A 17,000-nucleotide genomic window follows, 5' to 3' on the forward strand; every position below is an offset into this window, starting at 1 on the left:
TTCACCTGAGCCTTTGGTCGCTCGCTGCGCTCGCTCCGCGTCACTTGTTCTGTTTCCCCTTCGCCGACGTCTTGCGCCGTTTCATCGGTCGGCTGTCCCGGACTGCTTCGTGGGTGCGTCGCAGCGCCTCGGTGGTCGCCTCCAGCGAGGTCCGCGCGACCCCGACGAAGAGGAAGTCGACGACGGCCAGCTGTGCGGTCCGGCTGGCCAGCGCACCGGACCGGAAGGCGGTCTCACGTGCGGCCGTGGTCAGCACGATGTCGGCATACTCGACGATCGGTGCGCCGGAGAAGTTCGTGATGGCGATCGTGGTCGCACCGGCGTTCTTCGCCGCGGCGAGCGCCTCGACGACGTCCTGGGTGCTGCCGGAGTGCGAGATGCCGATCGCGACGTCGGACGCGCCGAGCAGCACCGCCGACGTCATCGCGGCATGGAACTCGGTCCAGCAGAAGGCGACCCGGCCGGCCCGGATGAGTTTGTACTGCAGGTCCGTCGCGACCAGGCCACTGGCGCCGATGCCGAAGATCTCAACGCGCGGTGCCGCCGCGACGGCCTCAACGGCGGCGTCCAGCGCTGTCAGGTCGAGGTGCTCGGCGGTCTCCTGCAACGCACGCACCTCGTGGTGCACGATCGCCGCGACGATGTCCTCGGTGGTCTGGGCTTCGTTCAGATCTGCGGGCGGCTGACGGGTCGGACCGCCGAGTGCGGACTCGCGGGCAGCCGCGCCGGCGAGTGCGAGTCGCAGCTGGGGATAGCCGCCGAAGCCGACGCTGTGACTGAAGCGGGCGACGGTCGCGACCGAGGTGTCGGCGCGTTCGGCGAGCTCGGTGATCGACAGGTGCGCGGCACCTGCCGGGTCACGCAACACGACCTCGGCGACACGGTGCTCCGCCGGTTGCAGCTGAGGGAGCGCGGACCGCATGCGGACGAGCACGTCACGCGTGGGATCCACCGACGGGTCACCTGATTCGATTGCCATGACGTCCCTTCCGACCTACGGCGCGGGGCGTCGCAAGGTGTTCGTTTGCGGTCGGTTGCGCCCCCGAACCACCTGATGTTTCTGTCGGCCACTGTAACCGTCGAATGATAATTACGTGCCAGGAGCAAGTCTCCACTTGGAAAAGATTGACATATCCTGAGCGACACGTTGTGTGACTCATGGTGCACGTTTGCGTACCGCTGCGGACACCAGGCGTCACAACTTGCGCATTGTCTGCCAGTTGGCTGGGAACGTGTCGAATATTTCAGGAGCCCCCCGTGATCGTCGTCGGCTGCATCTCCGGCACGTCGGTCGACGGCATCGATGTCGCGGTCGCGGACCTGCACGGCGCCGACCGGGGCGAGCTCACCCTGCGCCCGCTGGGCGCCCGCACGCACCCGTGGTCGCTGTCGACACAGGCCGGTCTGTTGGCGCTGTTGCCACCGGCCACCACCACGACCGAGGACGTATGCCGCCTCGACATCGTCGCCGGCCGGGAGATCGCCGCCGCGGTGCAGTCGGCCATCGACGAATTCGCCGGCGGGACTGCCGATCTGGTGGTCAGCCACGGGCAGACCGTCTTCCATTGGGTCGAGGGCGGCACCGCGCACGGCGGACTGCAACTGGGGCAGCCCGCCGCGATCGTGGAGCGGACCGGCCTGCCGGTGGTCAGCGACGTCCGCAGCCGCGACATCGCCGCCGGCGGTCAGGGCGCCCCACTTGCCGGCACGATGGATCTGCTGCTGTTGAGCGCGGGTCGAGTAGGGCGAGGAACGAGCCCGTATCGAGACCAGCGGAGCGCGGCCCTGCTCAACCTCGGCGGCATCGCCAACGTGACCGTCGCGTCGGCGCACGGCAGTGCGGCGTTCGACACCGGACCGGCCAACTGCCTCATCGACGCGGCGGTGTCCGCCGCCACTTCCGGCACCAGGTTGTATGACGCGGACGGTCGTCTCGCCGCTGCGGGGCGCATCGACCAGGCCCTGCTCGAGCGGCTGCTGGCCGAGCCGTACTTCGCTCTGCCGGCGCCGAAATCGACCGGGCGGGAGCTCTTCCGGGCCGACTACCTGGATGCTCTCGATCTCGATGCGCGGGGTCTCGATACACCTCCTCCGCTGCGCTCCCCGCGCTACTCGATCAGCGAGAGCGTTGCTGACCTGGTGGCGACGCTCACCGAGCTGACCGCGGTGACCGTCGCGGACGCACTGCGGCCCTACGACGTGACCGAGGTCTACGCCTCGGGCGGCGGCGTGCGGAATCCGGTGCTGATGGACCGACTCGCGGCGCACCTGGCCCCGGCGCGGCTGGCCACCAGCGACGAGCTGGGACTGCCGGTCGACGACAAGGAGGGCTACCTGATGGCGCTGATCGGCTATTTGACCTGGCACGGCATACCGGGGGTGCTGCCGGGGCCGGACGGCCGGGCGCTGACCGGCGCCGGCACGCCGCGGGTGCTCGGCCGGATCAGCCCGGGTGACAAGCCGTTACGGATGCCCGAGCCTGGTGTGGCACCGCGCAGCCTGCGCGTGGTGGACTGATCGGGTGACCGAGCCATGACAGATCCGGGCCCGCTGCATCCGCTGTTGCGACAGCGGTGGAGTCCGCAGGACTTCCGCACCGATCACGAGCTCGACCCGGCGGACGTCGCGACCCTGCTGGAGGCCGCGCGCTGGGCGCCGTCGGCCGGCAACTCGCAGCCGTGGGCGTTCGTGGCGGCCCGTCGCGGTGACGCGATGCACCGCCGCCTCACGCTCCACCTGCTCGGCGGAGCCCGGCGCTGGGGCACTCTCGCGAGCCTGTTGCTGGTCAACCTGTGCCACCGCACGGTCGACGAAACCGACTACGAATACTCCGAATTCGCGATGTACGACCTCGGCCAGGCCGTCGCGCACCTCACCATCCAGGCCGAGGCGATGGGCCTGTCGGTGCGGCAGTTCCGCAGCTTCGACCGGGACGCCGTCGAGACGCTGCTGACGGTCGCGCCGGGCTGGCAGGTCGCCACCATGGCCGCGGTCGGCGTGCCGCCGGAGGGGGCTGCGCCATACGCCGTGCAGCTGCCGGACGGCCGCACCCTGCCGCGCGAGCGACGACCGTTGAGGGAGATTCACCCGGAAGATCCGTGAACTCACGGATCCGCGGAGCCAGCTCCGGTATGACGCTGGGGTGGTGCGCATCGAGATCTGGGTCGACAGTACGGACCCGCCGACCGGGCGCGTGGGGGACCACGGCGAGCCTGTGCTGTTCTGCGGCTGGATCGACCTGCTAGCCGTCCTGTCGAACATCGTCGACACGACGGGCGACGAACACGGCGACCTCGGTGCGCGAACGCAACCCGAGTTTGGCGAGGACGTTTGAGACATGACTCTCGACCGTCCGCCGCGACACGCTCAGGCTCTCGGCGATCTCCGGGTTCGTCTCACCGGTCGCCAGGTGTCGCGCAATGCGCTCCTCCGTGCGGGTCAACGACTCCCAACCGCTTCGTGGTCGATCCCTCGGCGGACTCGCGACGCGCACACCGGCCCGGCGGAACTGCGCGCGGGCGCGGGTCACGTCGTGGTCGGCACCGACTTCGCCATACATACGCAAAGCGGTCTCCGCCAGTCGCCTCGACTGGGACCCGCGCGTCCGCATCGCCAGCGCGGCGAGCTCGGCCATCCGGGCGTGGTCGAGGTGCCGGGCGGTGGTCCCCATGAGGGTTGCGGCGTCGACGAGGGCCTGCGGCTCGTCCCTCGCCACACCCCGCACCGCGAGCGCCGTCGCGCGCAGATGCGCCACCGGTGCGTTGCGGTCGGCGAGCGCGGTCAGCACCTCGACGACCTCGTCCGCGCGGTCCCGCGCGACCGCCGCATCGCCCACGCCCGCGACGACGACGGCTCGCGCCAGGTCGACGAGGTCGAGTCCGAGCTCGGCGCTGTCCATCAGCATCTCGGTGGCACGGAACTCCTCCCAGCCGGCCCAGAGGACCTCGAACGTCCCGGCGACGTCGCCGCGGGCTCGCTCCACCTGGCTGCGGCCCTGCCAGATCCAGGCCCGGCCGCGACCTGCCCACGTCGTGCGATCGGGGACGGGGTCCAGTCCGAGCGCCCACTCCCGGGCGGCGTCCGGTCCGTGTTGGTGCTCCAGCACGTGTGCCCACAACCCTCGGACCGGCGGGTCGAGTCGCACGTCCATCGCGCCGACCATCGAGCGGTGTGCGTCGAGTTCGGCGGCGATGTCGGACAGATTGCCGCTGTGGCTGAGCGCGTGCGCGCCGAGAGCGTGCGCAGCGAGGACACCGGTGTGGTAGTCGAACGCGGCGGAGACCTGCAGTCCCCGGTGCAGCTGCGTGATGACGTCGTCGGTGCGTTCGACGTCGGCGAGCGCCACCGCGAACTGCGCGTGCGGGAAGGGTTCGATGCCGGTCAGGGACGGGTGCGCGTCGACCTTCGCGACCGCGTCGGACAGCAACCGGACCGCTTCGTCGAGGTCTCCACGGCAGTTGGCCATCAGGCCCTGCAGGGTGAGCGCGTAGACCTCCGCGCCGCGGCTACCCGCTTCGGCACCGAGCTCAGCCGCTTCCTCGGCCACCCGCCGCGCACCGGCCAGGTCACCCAGCAACAGACGCGGCCAGCCGGCGAAGGCGAGTTGTTCGGCACGAGCAGCCGGCTCCAGCACCTGGGACACGGCATACTCCTCGGCAGCGTCGCGTGCCTCGGCGTGCCGGTGCAGGAGCATCAGCGCATGGGTGCGGATGGTCGCCAGCACCGTCAGCGTCGGGACGGGGACCTGGCGTTCCAGGGTGCGTTCGGCGATCTGCGCCGCCTCCACGATGTGGCCGTCGCGCAGGGCCGCGGCCGCGAGCCCAGTGCTGGCCTGCGAGTGCCAGGGATCCGCTTCGTCCGTGACCGACTCGACGAGACGCCACAGCTGGGTCGCGGTGTCCGGGGCGGTGAGCGCGGTGTGTTCGGCGAGTCGCAGCAACCAGGGCACGTCCTGCGTGGCGGCGGGCGCGCGCAGCAGGTGCTCGGCCACCGTCGCCGGGTCGACCTGCTCCGCCTCCAATCGCAGCGCGATCTCCCGGTGCAGTTCGGCGCGCACGATGCCCGGCAGGTCGTGCAGCAGCACCGACTGGATCAGCGCGTGCCGGAAGCCGAGCAGCTCGTGCGTGGTCTCCTCGAGGATGCCGGCGGCGAACGCCTCGCGCAGCATCGGGACCAGCGAACTCATCGCCCGGTCCGAGACGATCCGCAAGTGCGCGACGGGGAACCGGGTGCCGAGCATCGCGGCGGACGCGAGCAGCTCCCGGGTCGGCGCACTGAGATGGCTCAGGTATCGCATGATCACCATCGACAGGGACGGCGAGGGTCCCGCCGGAGCGTCCAGCAGCGCCTCGCCGCGCGGTCCGATCGCCACCGCGCCGTCACGCAGCAGCGCGCGGATCATCGCGACGAGGAAGAGCGGGTTGCCGCCCGCCGCCACCAGGCGCTGCGCGAGCACGCCCTCGACCCGGCCACCGGTCAGCTGCTGGGCGATCGAGACACAGGTCGTCTCCGGCAGCGGTCCGAGCGTCACCGTCCGCAGCAGCTCGCGCTCGGCGAGCGCGCCCAGCAGGTGATCGAGTGCCGGCGGAGTCTCGTGGCGGGCCTGCGTCCGCAGGGACCCGATGACCAGCAGTGGCATCTGCCCGAGCGTCCCGCTCAACCTGGCCAGCAGGCCGAGCGACGCCGGGTCGGCCCAGTGCAGGTCCTCCAGGACGAGCACCGCGGGCGCTGTGCCCAGCTGGTCGATCGCCGCGTGCAGTCGCTCCCCGACGACATACTCCGCCTGCCCGGCCATGGCGCGTCGATCCTCCTCCGTCAGCACCGGCGCGAAGGCGTCGAGCAGCAGTCGGTGGGTATGGCGCCGCGACATGGCGTCGCCGGCCGCGCGCAGGACGCGGGTCGACGCGGGGGCTCGGGCGAGAGCGGCATCGATGAGCGCGGTCTTGCCGATCCCGGCCGCACCGAGCACCGCGATGAACCGGCCGGTCGACGACGTGCTGTTGAGCGCCGACAGCAGGATCGCGAGCTCCTGCTGTCGGCCGAGGAAGACGGGTCCCGGAGGGTCGGGCGGGGCCGGCCGGCGGATCGCTTCGCGCATGCTGATGACACCGCCTCTCAGCTCGCTCCGATACACGAAGTTTAGTGAGAGGTGACGATCCGTGTCCCGCGAATCCGACCGGCCCGCAACGGCTCTGCGGCCGTTCGTGCCCCGGCTGGCCGCCGAATGGCTCACCGAGCAGCCCGACCTGCGGCATCGCCGGCTGGATTGCACGATGGTCTTCGCCGACATCTCCGGCTTCACCTCGCTGACCGAGCGCCTGGCCCGGCGCGGCAAGGTCGGCGCCGAGCTGATGAGCGACACGCTCGACCTCACCTTCGGAGCACTGCTCGCTCCGGCGTTCGAGGACGGCGCGGACCTGCTCAAATGGGGCGGTGACGCCGTGCTGCTGCTCTTCCGGGGCGACGGTCACACCCGGCGGGCCGCGCACGCCGCACACCGCATGCGGGCCGAGTTGCGCGCGCTCGTCCGCAACCGCGCGCTGCCGGTGCCGGCTCCGTTGCGTATGTCGATCGGTCTGCACAGCGGCGGGTTCGACGTCTTCTTCGTGGGCGACCCGGCCAGCCACCGCGAGATCGTGGTCGCCGGGCCGGACACGAGTCAGCTGGCAGCCGTCGAACAGGCCTGTGCGGCCGGGAAGATCCTGCTGAGCACGGCAGCCGCCGCCCGGTTGCCGGCGGCCGCGCTGGGTGGCGTCGTGCCGGTCGCCGGGTCTGCGGCACGACTGCTGCGAACGCGTCCGGACGTGCCCGGCACGGCCGCCGACATACTGACCGGCCCGAGTGCACCGATCGCGGACACGCTTCCGCCCGCCATCCGGGCTCATGTGCAGGAGATGGCAGGACACCCCGAACACCGTTCCATCGCAGTTGGTTTCGTGCAGTTCCTCGGCATCGACAGGCTGCTTCGCGAGAGCGGGTCGGTTGCTGCGGCAGAAGCCGTCCACCAGGTCGTGGCGACGGTGCAACGAGCGTGCCTCGAGCACGGCGTGACCTTCTTCGAGTCCGACATCGCAGCGGACGGCGGCAAGATCATGCTGACCTCCGGGGCGCCGCAGAGCACCGGTCACCATCTGGAGCGGATGCTGCGCACGGCCACCGAGATCGCGGCGCACGACGGCGCCCTCGGGGCACGGGTCGGTGTCAACACCGGCCACGTCTTCGCCGGGGACTTCGGTCCCGCCGTCCGCCGGACCTACTCGATCAAGGGCGACGCGGTGAACCTCGCCGCACGGCTGCTCGGCCACGCGCAGGTCGGGCAGGTCGTGGCCACCGAGGCGGCCGTCGCCGCGTGCGACGCACAGCTGCAGACGACGCCGCTGGAGCCGTTCGCCGTCAAGGGCAAACGGGACCCGGTCGATGCCGTCGTCGTCCACAGCGTGCTCGACGGTCGGGCCGGTCAGGTCGAGACGCCGTTCGTCGGCCGCGCCGACGAATTGTCAACATTGAGTGGGGCACTCGCCGCGGCGATGGAACGGAGGGGCTCGGTCGTCGATGTGGTCGGCGAGCCGGGCATCGGCAAGTCCCGACTCGTCGCCGAGCTGACCGTGCCGGACGGTATGACGAGCCACGTCACGACGGTCAGCAGCTACGACACGGGCATGCCCTACATCGCGGTGCGCAGCCTGCTGCGCTCCGTGCTCGGCATCTCGCCGCACGACACACCGGAGGCGATCGCCCTGAGCCTGGCGGGACGCGTGCACGCGACGGTGCCGGAGCTACTGCCGTGGCTGCCCTTGCTCGGCATACCCCTCGACCTGGACCTGACGCCGACCCGCGAGGTGCGGGAGGTGGATCCGAAGTTCCGGCGTGGCCGCATCGAGGAGCTGACGGTGGCACTGCTCGCCGCCCTGCTGCCCGGCCCGACGCTGCTGGTCTTCGAGGACACCCACCTGATGGACGAGGCGTCCAGCGCTCTGCTGCACCGACTGGCCGTGGAGAGCCACCGGCAGTCGTGGTGTGTCGTGGTCACGCGGCGTTACGTCCCCATCGGTTACGAACCGGTCCTGGCCGTGCCCGACCTGCGCGTCGTACTGGCCGCTGTGTCACCGGAGGCGGCGCTCGAGCTGCTCGAGTCGGTCTCCGGCACCAGACGGCCGAGCCGGCACCTGTTGGAGGCGATGGCGGAGCGCGCCGAGGGCAACCCGCTCTTCCTGACCTCGCTGGGTTCGATGACCGATGCATCCACCGGGACCGACGACGAACTGCCCGACTCGGTCGAGGCGGTGCTGATCGCGGACATCGACCGGCTGGCTCCCACGGATCGGACTCTGCTGCGGATCGCCGCGGTCCTGGGCACGCGCTTCGATCCGGCCCTGGTCGCGCAGCTGCGCCCGGAGCTGACCACGGCGGCCGAATTGCCGCACCGGCTGGCCGAATTCGTCCGCCCGGTCGAGACCGGTGTGGTGGAGTTCCGACACGCGATGGTGCGAGATGTCGCGTATGCCGGGCTGCCGTTCCGGCTGCGCCGGGTGGCGCACGAGCAGGTGGCGGTCGCCCTCGAGCAGTCCCCGGACCGGGCCACCGCGACACCCGCGCTGCTGAGCATGCACTTCCACGCCGCCGGCCTGGCGGACAAGGCCTGGTCCTACTCGCTGCGGGCCGGTGACGAAGCGCGTGCGAAATACGCCTACGGGCAGGCCGCGGTCTTCTACGCGCGCGCCCTGGACGCCGGAGCGAACCGGCCGGGAACGACGCCGGCGGCACGCTCCGCGGCATACGTCTCACTCGGCGAATGCCGCGACATGGCCGGCGACTCCGCCGGCGCGCTGACCGCGCTGCGCCAGGCCCGACGGGACCTGCGCCCGGATGTGGTCGCCACTGCCGAGGTGCTCTACAAGGAAGCGCGAATCACCTTGCGTCTCGGGCGTTATCAGCCCGCGCTGGCGCAGCTGACCCGTGCCCTGAAACTGCTCGAAGGGGTCGAGGGGCCGGTTGCCGCGGGCGTCCGCGCGACGCTCGCCACCCGGTACGGCTTCTGCCGGCACCTGCAACGGCGGACGGCCGAGGCACTGCGCTGGGGACGGCTGGGTGTCCGGTGGGCGGAGGAGTCCGGCGACCAGACGGTCCTGGCGCACGCCTACAACGCCCTGCATCTGGCGTATGGCGCCTCGACCGCCACCGAGGACCGGCCGTACGGCCAGCTCGCCCTCGCGCTCTACGAGAAACTCGACGACCTGAGTGGCCAGGCACTCACGGTCAACAACCTCGCGATCGACGCCTACAACACCGGGCGATGGGACGAGGCAGTCGACGGATTCGCCCGAGTGGCGGGCAGTTTCCGCCGGCTCGGTGACGACGCCAACGAAGCGACCGCGCTCTACAACCGCGCCGATGTGCTCGTCACCCAACGCCGCCACGCCGACGCGCTTCCCGTCCTGGACGCGGCGCTACGACTGGCGCTCGGGGTCGACGACGAGGAGCTGATCGGACTCACCTACCGCGAGCAGGCCCGCGCGCGGGCCGGGGTCGGCGACCGCTCGGAGGCCTGGCAGCTCTTCGACCGGGCCCGAGAAGTGCTGGAGGGCCTGCACCTGACCACCGAGGTCATCCTGCTCGACGCCGCACGGGCCGAGGCGCTGCTGGACACCGGGCGTCCGGCCGAAGCGCTCGCGCTGCTGGACGATGCCTTCGAGGCGGCAGAGGCCAGAGCCGCCGACACGCTGGCCAGGCTGCATCGGATCCGGGCGCACGCCCTGGTGGCGCAAGGTCTCCCGCGCGAAGCAGCGGCCACCGCTCGGGCCGGATTGGACCAGGACACAGGAGATTTCGGCGGCTTCGAGCCCGCGCTGCTCCGCCTCGCACTGGCCGACGCAACCCGCGACGACGACCTGCGCGACGAGTCGCACCGGGTCCTGGCCACGCTCGGTGTGTCACCGCCAGAACCCGGTGAGTCGGCCGCCGGCTGATCAGATCGTGCCGCGCACGTCCTTGGCGAAGAGCACGACCAGCAACAGGTCGCCGGCGTTGTCGCGGGAGCTGGAGACGTAGTCGGTGCAGAAGTCCTGATCGGCGCCGATGACGCCCTTGCTCGGGCAGGCGGGTGCGGCCGTCAGCGGGTCCGTCGCCGACTGCGCCCACTGCGCGGTGTAATGCGGCACGCCGCCCTTGCCGCACAGCGACTTGTCGCAGACGAGCGTCATCCTCGCCGGGTCGGCACGGGTGTAGAGGCCGGTCATACCGGCGATGAACTGCGTCACGGTGTTGCCGGTGTGGCAGTGCGGGGTCCCGGCGTTGCACGGCCCAATGGTCATCACAGCGTTGGTGGTGGTGCCGTTCGGCAGGTCGACGATGCCGCAGATCGGGTTGGCCGGGCCGACCGTGGTGCACCCGGCGCCGTCGGCCCCTGCTGTGAGGGGCGAGCTTCCGCCGGCGAGGACACTGAGCGAGGACTCGACCCGGAAGGCGGCCGAGTTGCCGCTCGCGATCTTGTTGCTGTTGATGGCCTCGGCGTGGATCTGCAACGCCGAGGTCGCAGTGTCGTACTTCTCGTCCACGGTCACGCTGGTGGTGTTGGCGGGGATGACGACCTGGGTGGTGCTGAGCCGGCCGACACCGCTTCTCGGCGACAGAGCGACGGTCGTGTCCTTGTTCTGCGCGGACGAGAGCGACACCGTGGCCTCGAACTGCACATTCACGGCCGTGAGCACGGTGGGGATGGACGCGCCCGGTGCGCCGTTCAACGCGGCCAGGAGCACCGGGTCGGTCGATGCGCTCACGCTGAGCGTGGCGGTCGGGGTCGGGCTCGCGCCGGCGGGGGCCGGCGCCGCGAACAGGGCGCCGAGCAGTGCGAGCGCCGAAAGTATGGCGAGGACGACACGCGCCCGCAGGGCGCGACTCGGAAAGTGCTGGAACATCATGCGGCTCCTCGGAGATCGGACAAGCATGCCTTCCAGGGTCCTGCTCCGCCGCCGGAAAAAGATCCGTGAACTCACGGAGGTTTCGCGCCGGCAACTCGCACATGCTCCCGATATGGCGCTGCGGTATGACGTTGAGACACAGGACGACTCGTCCGGCAGGATCCCGCCGCGGCCGAAGGCGCGCCGGGCTCGTATCCCCGAGCGGACCGTGCTGCTGGTGGCTTCGGGTGGGGCGCTGCTGGCGTTCCTGGACGTCACGATCGTCAACATCGCGTTCCCGAGCATCCGCGACTCGTTCACGACCGTGTCCATCGGGACCATCTCGTGGGTGCTGAACGCCTACAACATCATCTTCGCGGCGTTCCTGATCATCTTCGGCCGGTTGGGCGACCTGATCGGGCGGCGTCGCGTCTACCTGCTGGGCGTGGGCGTGTTCACCCTCTCCTCGGCGGTGTGTGCGCTCTCGCCGTCGGTGGAGGTGCTGATCGCGGCACGTGTGGTCCAGGCGCTCGGAGCAGCGATGCTCGTGCCGGCGTCCCTCGCCGTGGTCATCGACGGGTTCCCGGCGGCCAGACGGGCTCGCGCGGTCGGATTGTGGTCGGCCGCTGCCGCCGTGGCGGCCGGGCTCGGCCCACCAGTCGGCGGTGCGCTGGTCGAGGCGGGCGGCTGGCGGTGGGCCTTCTGGGTCAACGTCCCCCTCGGTGCCGGCGCCTGGTTGCTGGGCCGGCGGAACCTGGTCGACAGCCGGGCGCCCGGGCGCCGCAGGCTGCCCGACATACGCGGCGCCCTGCTCCTGACGGGTGCGCTCGCACTGGCCACCACAGTGATCATCAAGGCGTCCGAGTGGGGCGGCTCCAGCGTGACGTTGTGGGTCGTCGCGGGCGGTGCGGTGCTTCTCTTCGGCTGCTTCGTGCTCAGCTCCGTGCGACACCCGGTGCCGGTCCTGGACCTGGCGATGATGCGCTACCGGCCGTTCCTCGTCGCGAACATCGCCACCGCTGTCGCCGGTGTCGGCTTCTTCGCCTACATGTTGACGAATGTCCTTTGGTTGCAATACGTCTGGCACTACACGGTGCTGGAGTCGGGGCTGGCGCTGGTGCCCGGCGCGGTCGCCGCCGCGGCCACCGCCGGACTGCTCGAACCGGTCGCGGAGCGCCTCGGCTACCGGTGGGTGATCGCCGCCGGTTTCGTCGTCTGGGTGCTCTCCTACGTCTGGTATGTCGAAGCGGTGGGCACCTCACCGGCGTTCCTCGCCCAGTGGCTGCCCGGCCAGATCATCAGCGGGATCGGGGTGGGCGCCACCCTGCCGCTCCTGGCGGCAGCCGGCCTGGTCACCCAGCCCGGCGACAAGTTCGGCACGGCCTCGGCGGTCATCTCCAGCACCCGGCAGGTCGGCGGCACCATCGGCATCGCACTGCTCGTCGCGATCCTGGGTACGCCTACGGCGCTGAACGTGGTGCCGAACCTGCGACACGGCTGGCAGATCAGCATCTACTGCTTCGCTGCGGGCGCCGTGATCGCCTTGTGCCTCGGGCCGATCCGTCAGCGGGCCGGCAACGCAGCGGCGGACGCCGCAACCGCGGCGGGTGCACGGGTGCAGCAGCCCGACACGTCCTCGGTCGTGTTGAGCGGGGACCTGCCGCCGGAGGAGCACTCGCTCTTCCGGCGGCTGCCCGAGTCGACCCGGATACAGCTGAATGCGGCCGGTCCCCGATGGACGGTGCCCGCCGGGGACTGGCTGATGCGCCGCGGGGAGACCGCCGACCGGATGTTCGTCCTCCTCTCCGGCCGCGCCGAGGTCGTCATCGGGGACGAGGTCGTGCGCGAGCTCGGTCCCGGTGCCGTCATCGGCGAGCTGGCGCTGCTGACCGGTGGCGAACGCTCCGCGTCCGTCCGCGCGCGACGCGACTGCGAGGTGCTCGAGATCTCGAAAGCATTGATGGACAAGACAATTGCCCAGGATCCGGTCGCCCTGTCGGCGCTGGTGACCGTGCTGGCCGGTCGGCTGGCGGATGCCCGGCCGCCGGTCACTCGCACCGCCGCGCGACCCGGGCTTGTCGCAGTCATCGGCGCCGGGCCCGGCGCCGATGCGGACGCGGTCGCTGCGTTGCTGCACACAGCTCTGAGCCGGCGACTGCGGGTCGCTCTGCTCCCGGGCCACAGTCCGCGGGCGGAGATCGACCGGGCCGAGTCCGACAACCGATTGGTCCTCGTGGTCAGTCCGACCCAGGACACCGAGTCTGCCGCCCGGTGCGCGCGGGAGGCCGATGTCGTCGTGCTCGTGGGACGTATGGCGGAGGCGCCACCCAGCGCCATACTCCCGACGCACGCCCGGCCCGAGCTCGTCCTCGTCGGAGCCACCACGGCGACCTCCCGCGACGCCTGGTTGCTGGCGGTCGACCCCTGGCGGGTCAGCCGCCTGACCGACCGCGACGTCGTCGCCGGTCACGCGCCGAGCGCCATACAGGGACTGGCCGACAGGCTGTCCGGTGAAGCGTTGGGACTGGTCTTCGGCGGTGGCGGCGCGCGCGCCCTGTCGCAGGTCGGTGTGCTGCTCGAGCTGGAGGCCGCCGGGGTGCGGGTCGATCGGCTCGCCGGCACCAGCATGGGTGCCGTCATCGCCGGCATGTACGCGACGGGGGTGACTGCCGACGAGGTGAGCGACACGGCATACCAGGAGTTCGTCCGGGAGAGCATCCTGAGCGACTACCACCTGCCACGCACCTCCCTCGCGCGTGGTGCGCGGGTGCGGCGTGCGCTGCAGCGGTCCTACCGGGACCTGCGGATCGAGCAACTGCCTCGCGGGTTCCGGTGCGTGAGCACCGACCTGCTCACGCGCACCTCGGTCGTCCACCGCAGCGGATCGTTGGCGGATGCGATCGGCGCGTCGTCGCAGTTGCCCGTCCTGTTGCCGCCGATCGCTCGCGACGGGCGGCTGTTGGTGGACGGCGGAGTGCTGGACAACCTGCCGGTCGGCACCCTGACCGAGCGCAACGAGGGACCGATCATCGCGGTCGGTGTCTCGATGAGCGGCCAGCACCGTGCGACGGTGCCCGGTCAGCCCGCACGGCCGGTCCGGGTGCCGCCGTTGGGGGAGACGTTGTTGCGCACCCTGATGATCGGTGGTGGCACGCCAGCGGATGCGGCGCGACTGGGTGCGTGGGTCCTCACCCCGCACTCGATGGGCGTGGGGTTGCTGGAGTTCCACCAGTTCGACCGGATGGTGGAGTCCGGACGTGCCGCCGCGCGAGCCTTGCTGGAGCAGACCGGTGGCGACCTGTCCGCAGGGTCAGTTGACGCGCGCCGGCGCGAAAGCCGCTGAGCTGCGCGAATATCCGATCGCCAGCACGACCGCACCGGCCATCACGGCGGTGCCGGCGCCGAGGGTGGCTGCGAAGCCGCCCGCCAACACGACGATCCCCGGGTGCATGGCCCACAGCACGCCGCCACCGCGGCCCGGTCCGGACATGAAGATGCCCGGCGCCGGACCCTTGTGCGCGTAGAGCAGTTGCCCGCCGCTGACGAGCAGCGCGATCGTCACGCCGTATGCCGCGGCGTCACCGCCGGACCCGGTGGCCAGGCCGACGGCGGTGGCCACGACGAACTGCAGGATCGCGAGCGGCGCCAGGTGCAGCACGGCCTCGTGCGTCCAGGTCAGCCCGAGCAGCGACTGGTCGCCGGCCGCGGCGGCCTGGCCCTGCAGTCCGCGGGTCAGTCCGGACGCGCCGACGTGGGTGAGCACCACCAGGATCGGCAGCAGCAGCGGGGAGCTGGCGTTCTGCAGCGCGTTGAGACCGACCAGAACGACCGCCACGAGCTCCAGCACCAGCCAGCCCAACGACGACCAGCCGGTGCGCAGCAGCCCGGTGACGTCGGCCAGCACGACCGTCACGTGCGGTCCGGCAACCCGGATCCGCTCCGGCTTGTGCCGCAGTTTCAGCGAGAACGCCTGGGCACGCGCGCGCCGGGTGTCCGACACGATGAGCGAGGAGGTGACCGCTTCGGACAGCAGCGACTGGCGCAGCATCGTGGCGCCGGGGATCGCCTCGACCAGCGGCCAGCTCGCCATACCGCCCAGGGGTGCGTGGCCACGCACCTGGCCGCGCAGCCACGACTGCACGATGAGGATGCCGCCGAGCAGCCCGAGCACGACACCGACGACCAGCGCGGTGGCCGAGCCGCCCGCCATGGTGAAGCCGATCGGGAGCGCGACACCGAGGCACAGGCATGACGTGAGCACCATCAGCTGGCTGCCGCGCCACGCGTCCCGCAGCGTCAATCGTCTGGGCAGGTCTGTGGCGACGACGAATTCGATGTGTCCGGGCTCGGGCAGCACCGGACCGCGAGCGCCGCCGACCTTGAACGCGACGGCGGCGACCAGCAGCACGCCGACGACCGCGATGCCGGTCGCGAAGATCGGTTGCCGCTCGATCCAGTGCAGTATCTGCGGCCACTCCTCGAAGACGTAATGCGCGAGGACCGACCCGTAGACGGTGCCGACCAGGGCTGCGAGGTAGGCGCTGAAGAGCGCGGACGACATCGGCCCGCCCTCGCCGCGATAACGCAGTTCGTAGGCGTCGGAGAGGCGTTCGCGCTCCTCCCTGGTGATCTGGGCGGCCATCAGGCGCCCTGCGGGAAGTGCACGGTCCGGGTCGCGGTGGTCTTGGCCAGCTCCTTGTCGTGGCAGACCCAGACCACGGACCCGCCGGCCGCCACCCGCTCGCGGAGCACTTCACCGAGCAGCGCCCGCCGTCCCTCGTCCAGTCGCTGCTCGGGCTCGTCGAGCACCAGCAGCGCGGAGGGCCGCAGCAGCACCATCGCCAGCTCGACGAGTTGCCTCTGCCCCGAGGAAAGTTCGGACAGGAAGCGGTTGCCGAAGCGGAGTATGTCGAGCCTGTTCAGGACCGCGGCGATGCGCTCGCCCGCGCCGTCGCGGTCGCCACCCCAGGTCTGGTCGATCAGGATCAGGTGATCGCCGACGGTGAGATCGCGGTAACCGGCGACCGGTCCGATCAGCGGAGCGATGACCCGGCGGGTCGCGTGGTCGCGCTCGTCGATCGGCTGACCGTCCAGCGTCACCGTGCCGGTGGTCGGCGCCAGGTTGCCGGTCAGGACCCGCAGGAAGGTGGTCTTGCCGGCGCCGTTCTCACCGAGGATCGCGATGTTCTCGCCCGACTTCACCGTCAGGGACGTCGGCGCCAGCATGGTCACCTCGCCCTGGACGCAGCTGACCTTGTCGACCTTGATCCGGTCGAAGGTGGGCGCGCTACTCATTGCAGCCACCCCACGTGGTCGTGCAGCAGGGCGTAGCCGACGAACGCGACGGAGTCGAGCACGGCGTGGGTGATGATCAACGGAAGAACTCTCCTGGTGCGTAGATAGACGGTGGCGAGGATCAGCCCCATCACGATGTTGCCGGCGAATCCGCCGAACCCCTGATAGAGGTGGTAACTGCCGCGGATGACCGCGGAGCAGACGATGATCGCCGGCAGCCGCCAGCCGGCCTGGCTCCACCGGGTGAAGAGGTAGCCGACCATGACGACTTCCTCGGCGATGGCGTTCTGGGCCGCCGAGAGCAGCAGCACCGGAGCCGCCCACCAGTGGCTGCCGAGGTCGGCAGCCACCACGGTCGTGTTGAAGCCGAGGTCGCGCGCCACGACATACAGCACGAGGCCGGGTATGCCGATCACCAACGCGGTCCCCAGCCCCCACGCGATGTCGTGGCCCGGGCGGGAGCGGTCGATCCCGAGGTATGCCGCGGGCCGGCGGATCTCCCGGCCGAGCAGGTGGATCGCCAGCAGCGCCGGCACGACGCCGAGGCCGATCCCGACCAGTTGGTAGGTCAGATCGAGCCAGGACTGGGTGGCCTGCGAGTTGTTCAGTGACGAGGTCTGGTGGTTGAGCGCCGTGGTCGACTGCAGCATCCGGATGATCGACAGGATCGAGTAGATCGCCGATGCTCCGAGGCTGAGCAGCAGCACCAGGACGGTCTCGGTGACGAGCGTGCGGCGCGGGAGCTTGCTCTCCGGCGCGGTGAGCGGTCCCCGCCACAGCGTGCGCACTTCACGCGTCAGGGCCGTCACC

The 17,000-nt window shown here is 70.9% G+C and carries 10 protein-coding genes; 4 read left to right on the forward strand and 6 right to left on the reverse strand.

All coding sequences use genetic code 11. The annotated features are described in order from the left end of the window. Positions 1 to 40 precede the first annotated feature (40 nt). Positions 41 to 979 (reverse strand): MurR/RpiR family transcriptional regulator, encoded by a 939-nt coding sequence (locus IEX71_RS11675; protein ID WP_188837171.1) that lies wholly within the window; start codon positions 977 to 979, stop codon positions 41 to 43. A 278-nt stretch (positions 980 to 1,257) separates the two neighbouring features. On the opposite strand from IEX71_RS11675, the gene IEX71_RS11680 reads away from it, so the two are divergent. Together IEX71_RS11680 and IEX71_RS11685 are read left to right on the forward strand one after the other, a co-directional pair. Then, the gene (locus IEX71_RS11680; RefSeq protein ID WP_188837172.1) at positions 1,258 to 2,517 is read left to right on the forward strand and encodes an anhydro-N-acetylmuramic acid kinase; all 1,260 of its coding nucleotides are present in this window, start codon (positions 1,258 to 1,260) and stop codon (positions 2,515 to 2,517) included. Between the two features lie 15 nt (positions 2,518 to 2,532). Continuing rightward, positions 2,533 to 3,102, forward strand: a complete 570-nt coding sequence (locus IEX71_RS11685) for a nitroreductase family protein (RefSeq protein ID WP_188837173.1) — start codon at positions 2,533 to 2,535, stop codon at positions 3,100 to 3,102. Between the two features lie 139 nt (positions 3,103 to 3,241). Here IEX71_RS11685 and IEX71_RS11690 read toward each other — a convergent pair whose 3' ends face one another. Beyond that, positions 3,242 to 6,097 carry an ATP-binding protein gene (locus IEX71_RS11690; protein ID WP_188837174.1) on the reverse strand — a complete coding sequence of 952 codons (2,856 nt, stop codon included), beginning with the start codon at positions 6,095 to 6,097 and terminating at the stop codon, positions 3,242 to 3,244. A 61-nt stretch (positions 6,098 to 6,158) separates the two neighbouring features. Between IEX71_RS11690 and IEX71_RS11695 the strand changes: the two genes are divergently transcribed. Then, positions 6,159 to 9,965 (forward strand): adenylate/guanylate cyclase domain-containing protein, encoded by a 3,807-nt coding sequence (locus IEX71_RS11695; RefSeq protein WP_188837175.1) that lies wholly within the window; start codon positions 6,159 to 6,161, stop codon positions 9,963 to 9,965. Here IEX71_RS11695 and IEX71_RS11700 read toward each other — a convergent pair whose 3' ends face one another. Next, positions 9,966 to 10,916, reverse strand: coding sequence for a hypothetical protein (locus IEX71_RS11700; protein WP_188837176.1), 951 nt, complete (start codon positions 10,914 to 10,916; stop codon positions 9,966 to 9,968). It abuts the gene before it with no gap. A 112-nt stretch (positions 10,917 to 11,028) separates the two neighbouring features. Here IEX71_RS11700 and IEX71_RS11705 point away from each other — a divergent pair, with 112 nt between their 5' ends. Then, on the forward strand, positions 11,029 to 14,238 hold the full coding sequence (locus tag IEX71_RS11705; protein ID WP_188837177.1) for an MFS transporter: 3,210 nt from the start codon (positions 11,029 to 11,031) through the stop codon (positions 14,236 to 14,238). On the opposite strand, the gene IEX71_RS11710 is transcribed toward IEX71_RS11705, so the two are convergent. Genes IEX71_RS11710 through IEX71_RS11720 form a run of 3 tightly spaced genes read right to left on the reverse strand, consistent with a single transcriptional unit; the run spans position 14,206 to position 16,999 of the window. Continuing rightward, positions 14,206 to 15,537 (reverse strand): hypothetical protein, encoded by a 1,332-nt coding sequence (locus IEX71_RS11710; protein WP_188837178.1) that lies wholly within the window; start codon positions 15,535 to 15,537, stop codon positions 14,206 to 14,208. The two genes, IEX71_RS11705 and IEX71_RS11710, sit on opposite strands and share 33 nt — an antisense overlap. Beyond that, a complete protein-coding gene (locus tag IEX71_RS11715) occupies positions 15,537 to 16,190 on the reverse strand; it encodes an ABC transporter ATP-binding protein (RefSeq protein WP_229749660.1) in 654 nt (217 codons plus the stop codon). The genes IEX71_RS11710 and IEX71_RS11715 overlap by 1 nt, the downstream gene beginning before the upstream one ends. Then, complete coding sequence (locus IEX71_RS11720; protein ID WP_308420974.1) at positions 16,187 to 16,999, reverse strand: CPBP family intramembrane glutamic endopeptidase; 813 nt, start codon at positions 16,997 to 16,999, stop codon at positions 16,187 to 16,189. The genes IEX71_RS11715 and IEX71_RS11720 overlap by 4 nt, the downstream gene beginning before the upstream one ends. Position 17,000 lies beyond the last annotated feature (1 nt).

It is taken from the genome of Flexivirga endophytica (genome assembly GCF_014640635.1).
In the GTDB taxonomy this organism is placed as follows: Bacteria; Actinomycetota; Actinomycetes; order Actinomycetales; family Dermatophilaceae; genus Flexivirga; species Flexivirga endophytica.

Excerpts from the sequence above, each read along its gene's own strand:
- IEX71_RS11715 (WP_229749660.1), bottom strand. The coding sequence starts at position 16,190 with ATGAGTAGCGCGCCCACCTTCGACCGGATCAAGGTCGACAAGGTCAGC.
- IEX71_RS11675 (WP_188837171.1), bottom strand. The coding sequence starts at position 979 with ATGGCAATCGAATCAGGTGACCCGTCGGTGGATCCCACGCGTGACGTG.
- IEX71_RS11700 (WP_188837176.1), bottom strand. The coding sequence starts at position 10,916 with ATGATGTTCCAGCACTTTCCGAGTCGCGCCCTGCGGGCGCGTGTCGTC.
- IEX71_RS11690 (WP_188837174.1), bottom strand. The coding sequence starts at position 6,097 with ATGCGCGAAGCGATCCGCCGGCCGGCCCCGCCCGACCCTCCGGGACCC.
- IEX71_RS11705 (WP_188837177.1), top strand. The coding sequence starts at position 11,029 with ATGGCGCTGCGGTATGACGTTGAGACACAGGACGACTCGTCCGGCAGG.
- IEX71_RS11710 (WP_188837178.1), bottom strand. The coding sequence starts at position 15,537 with ATGGCCGCCCAGATCACCAGGGAGGAGCGCGAACGCCTCTCCGACGCC.
- IEX71_RS11685 (WP_188837173.1), top strand. The coding sequence starts at position 2,533 with ATGACAGATCCGGGCCCGCTGCATCCGCTGTTGCGACAGCGGTGGAGT.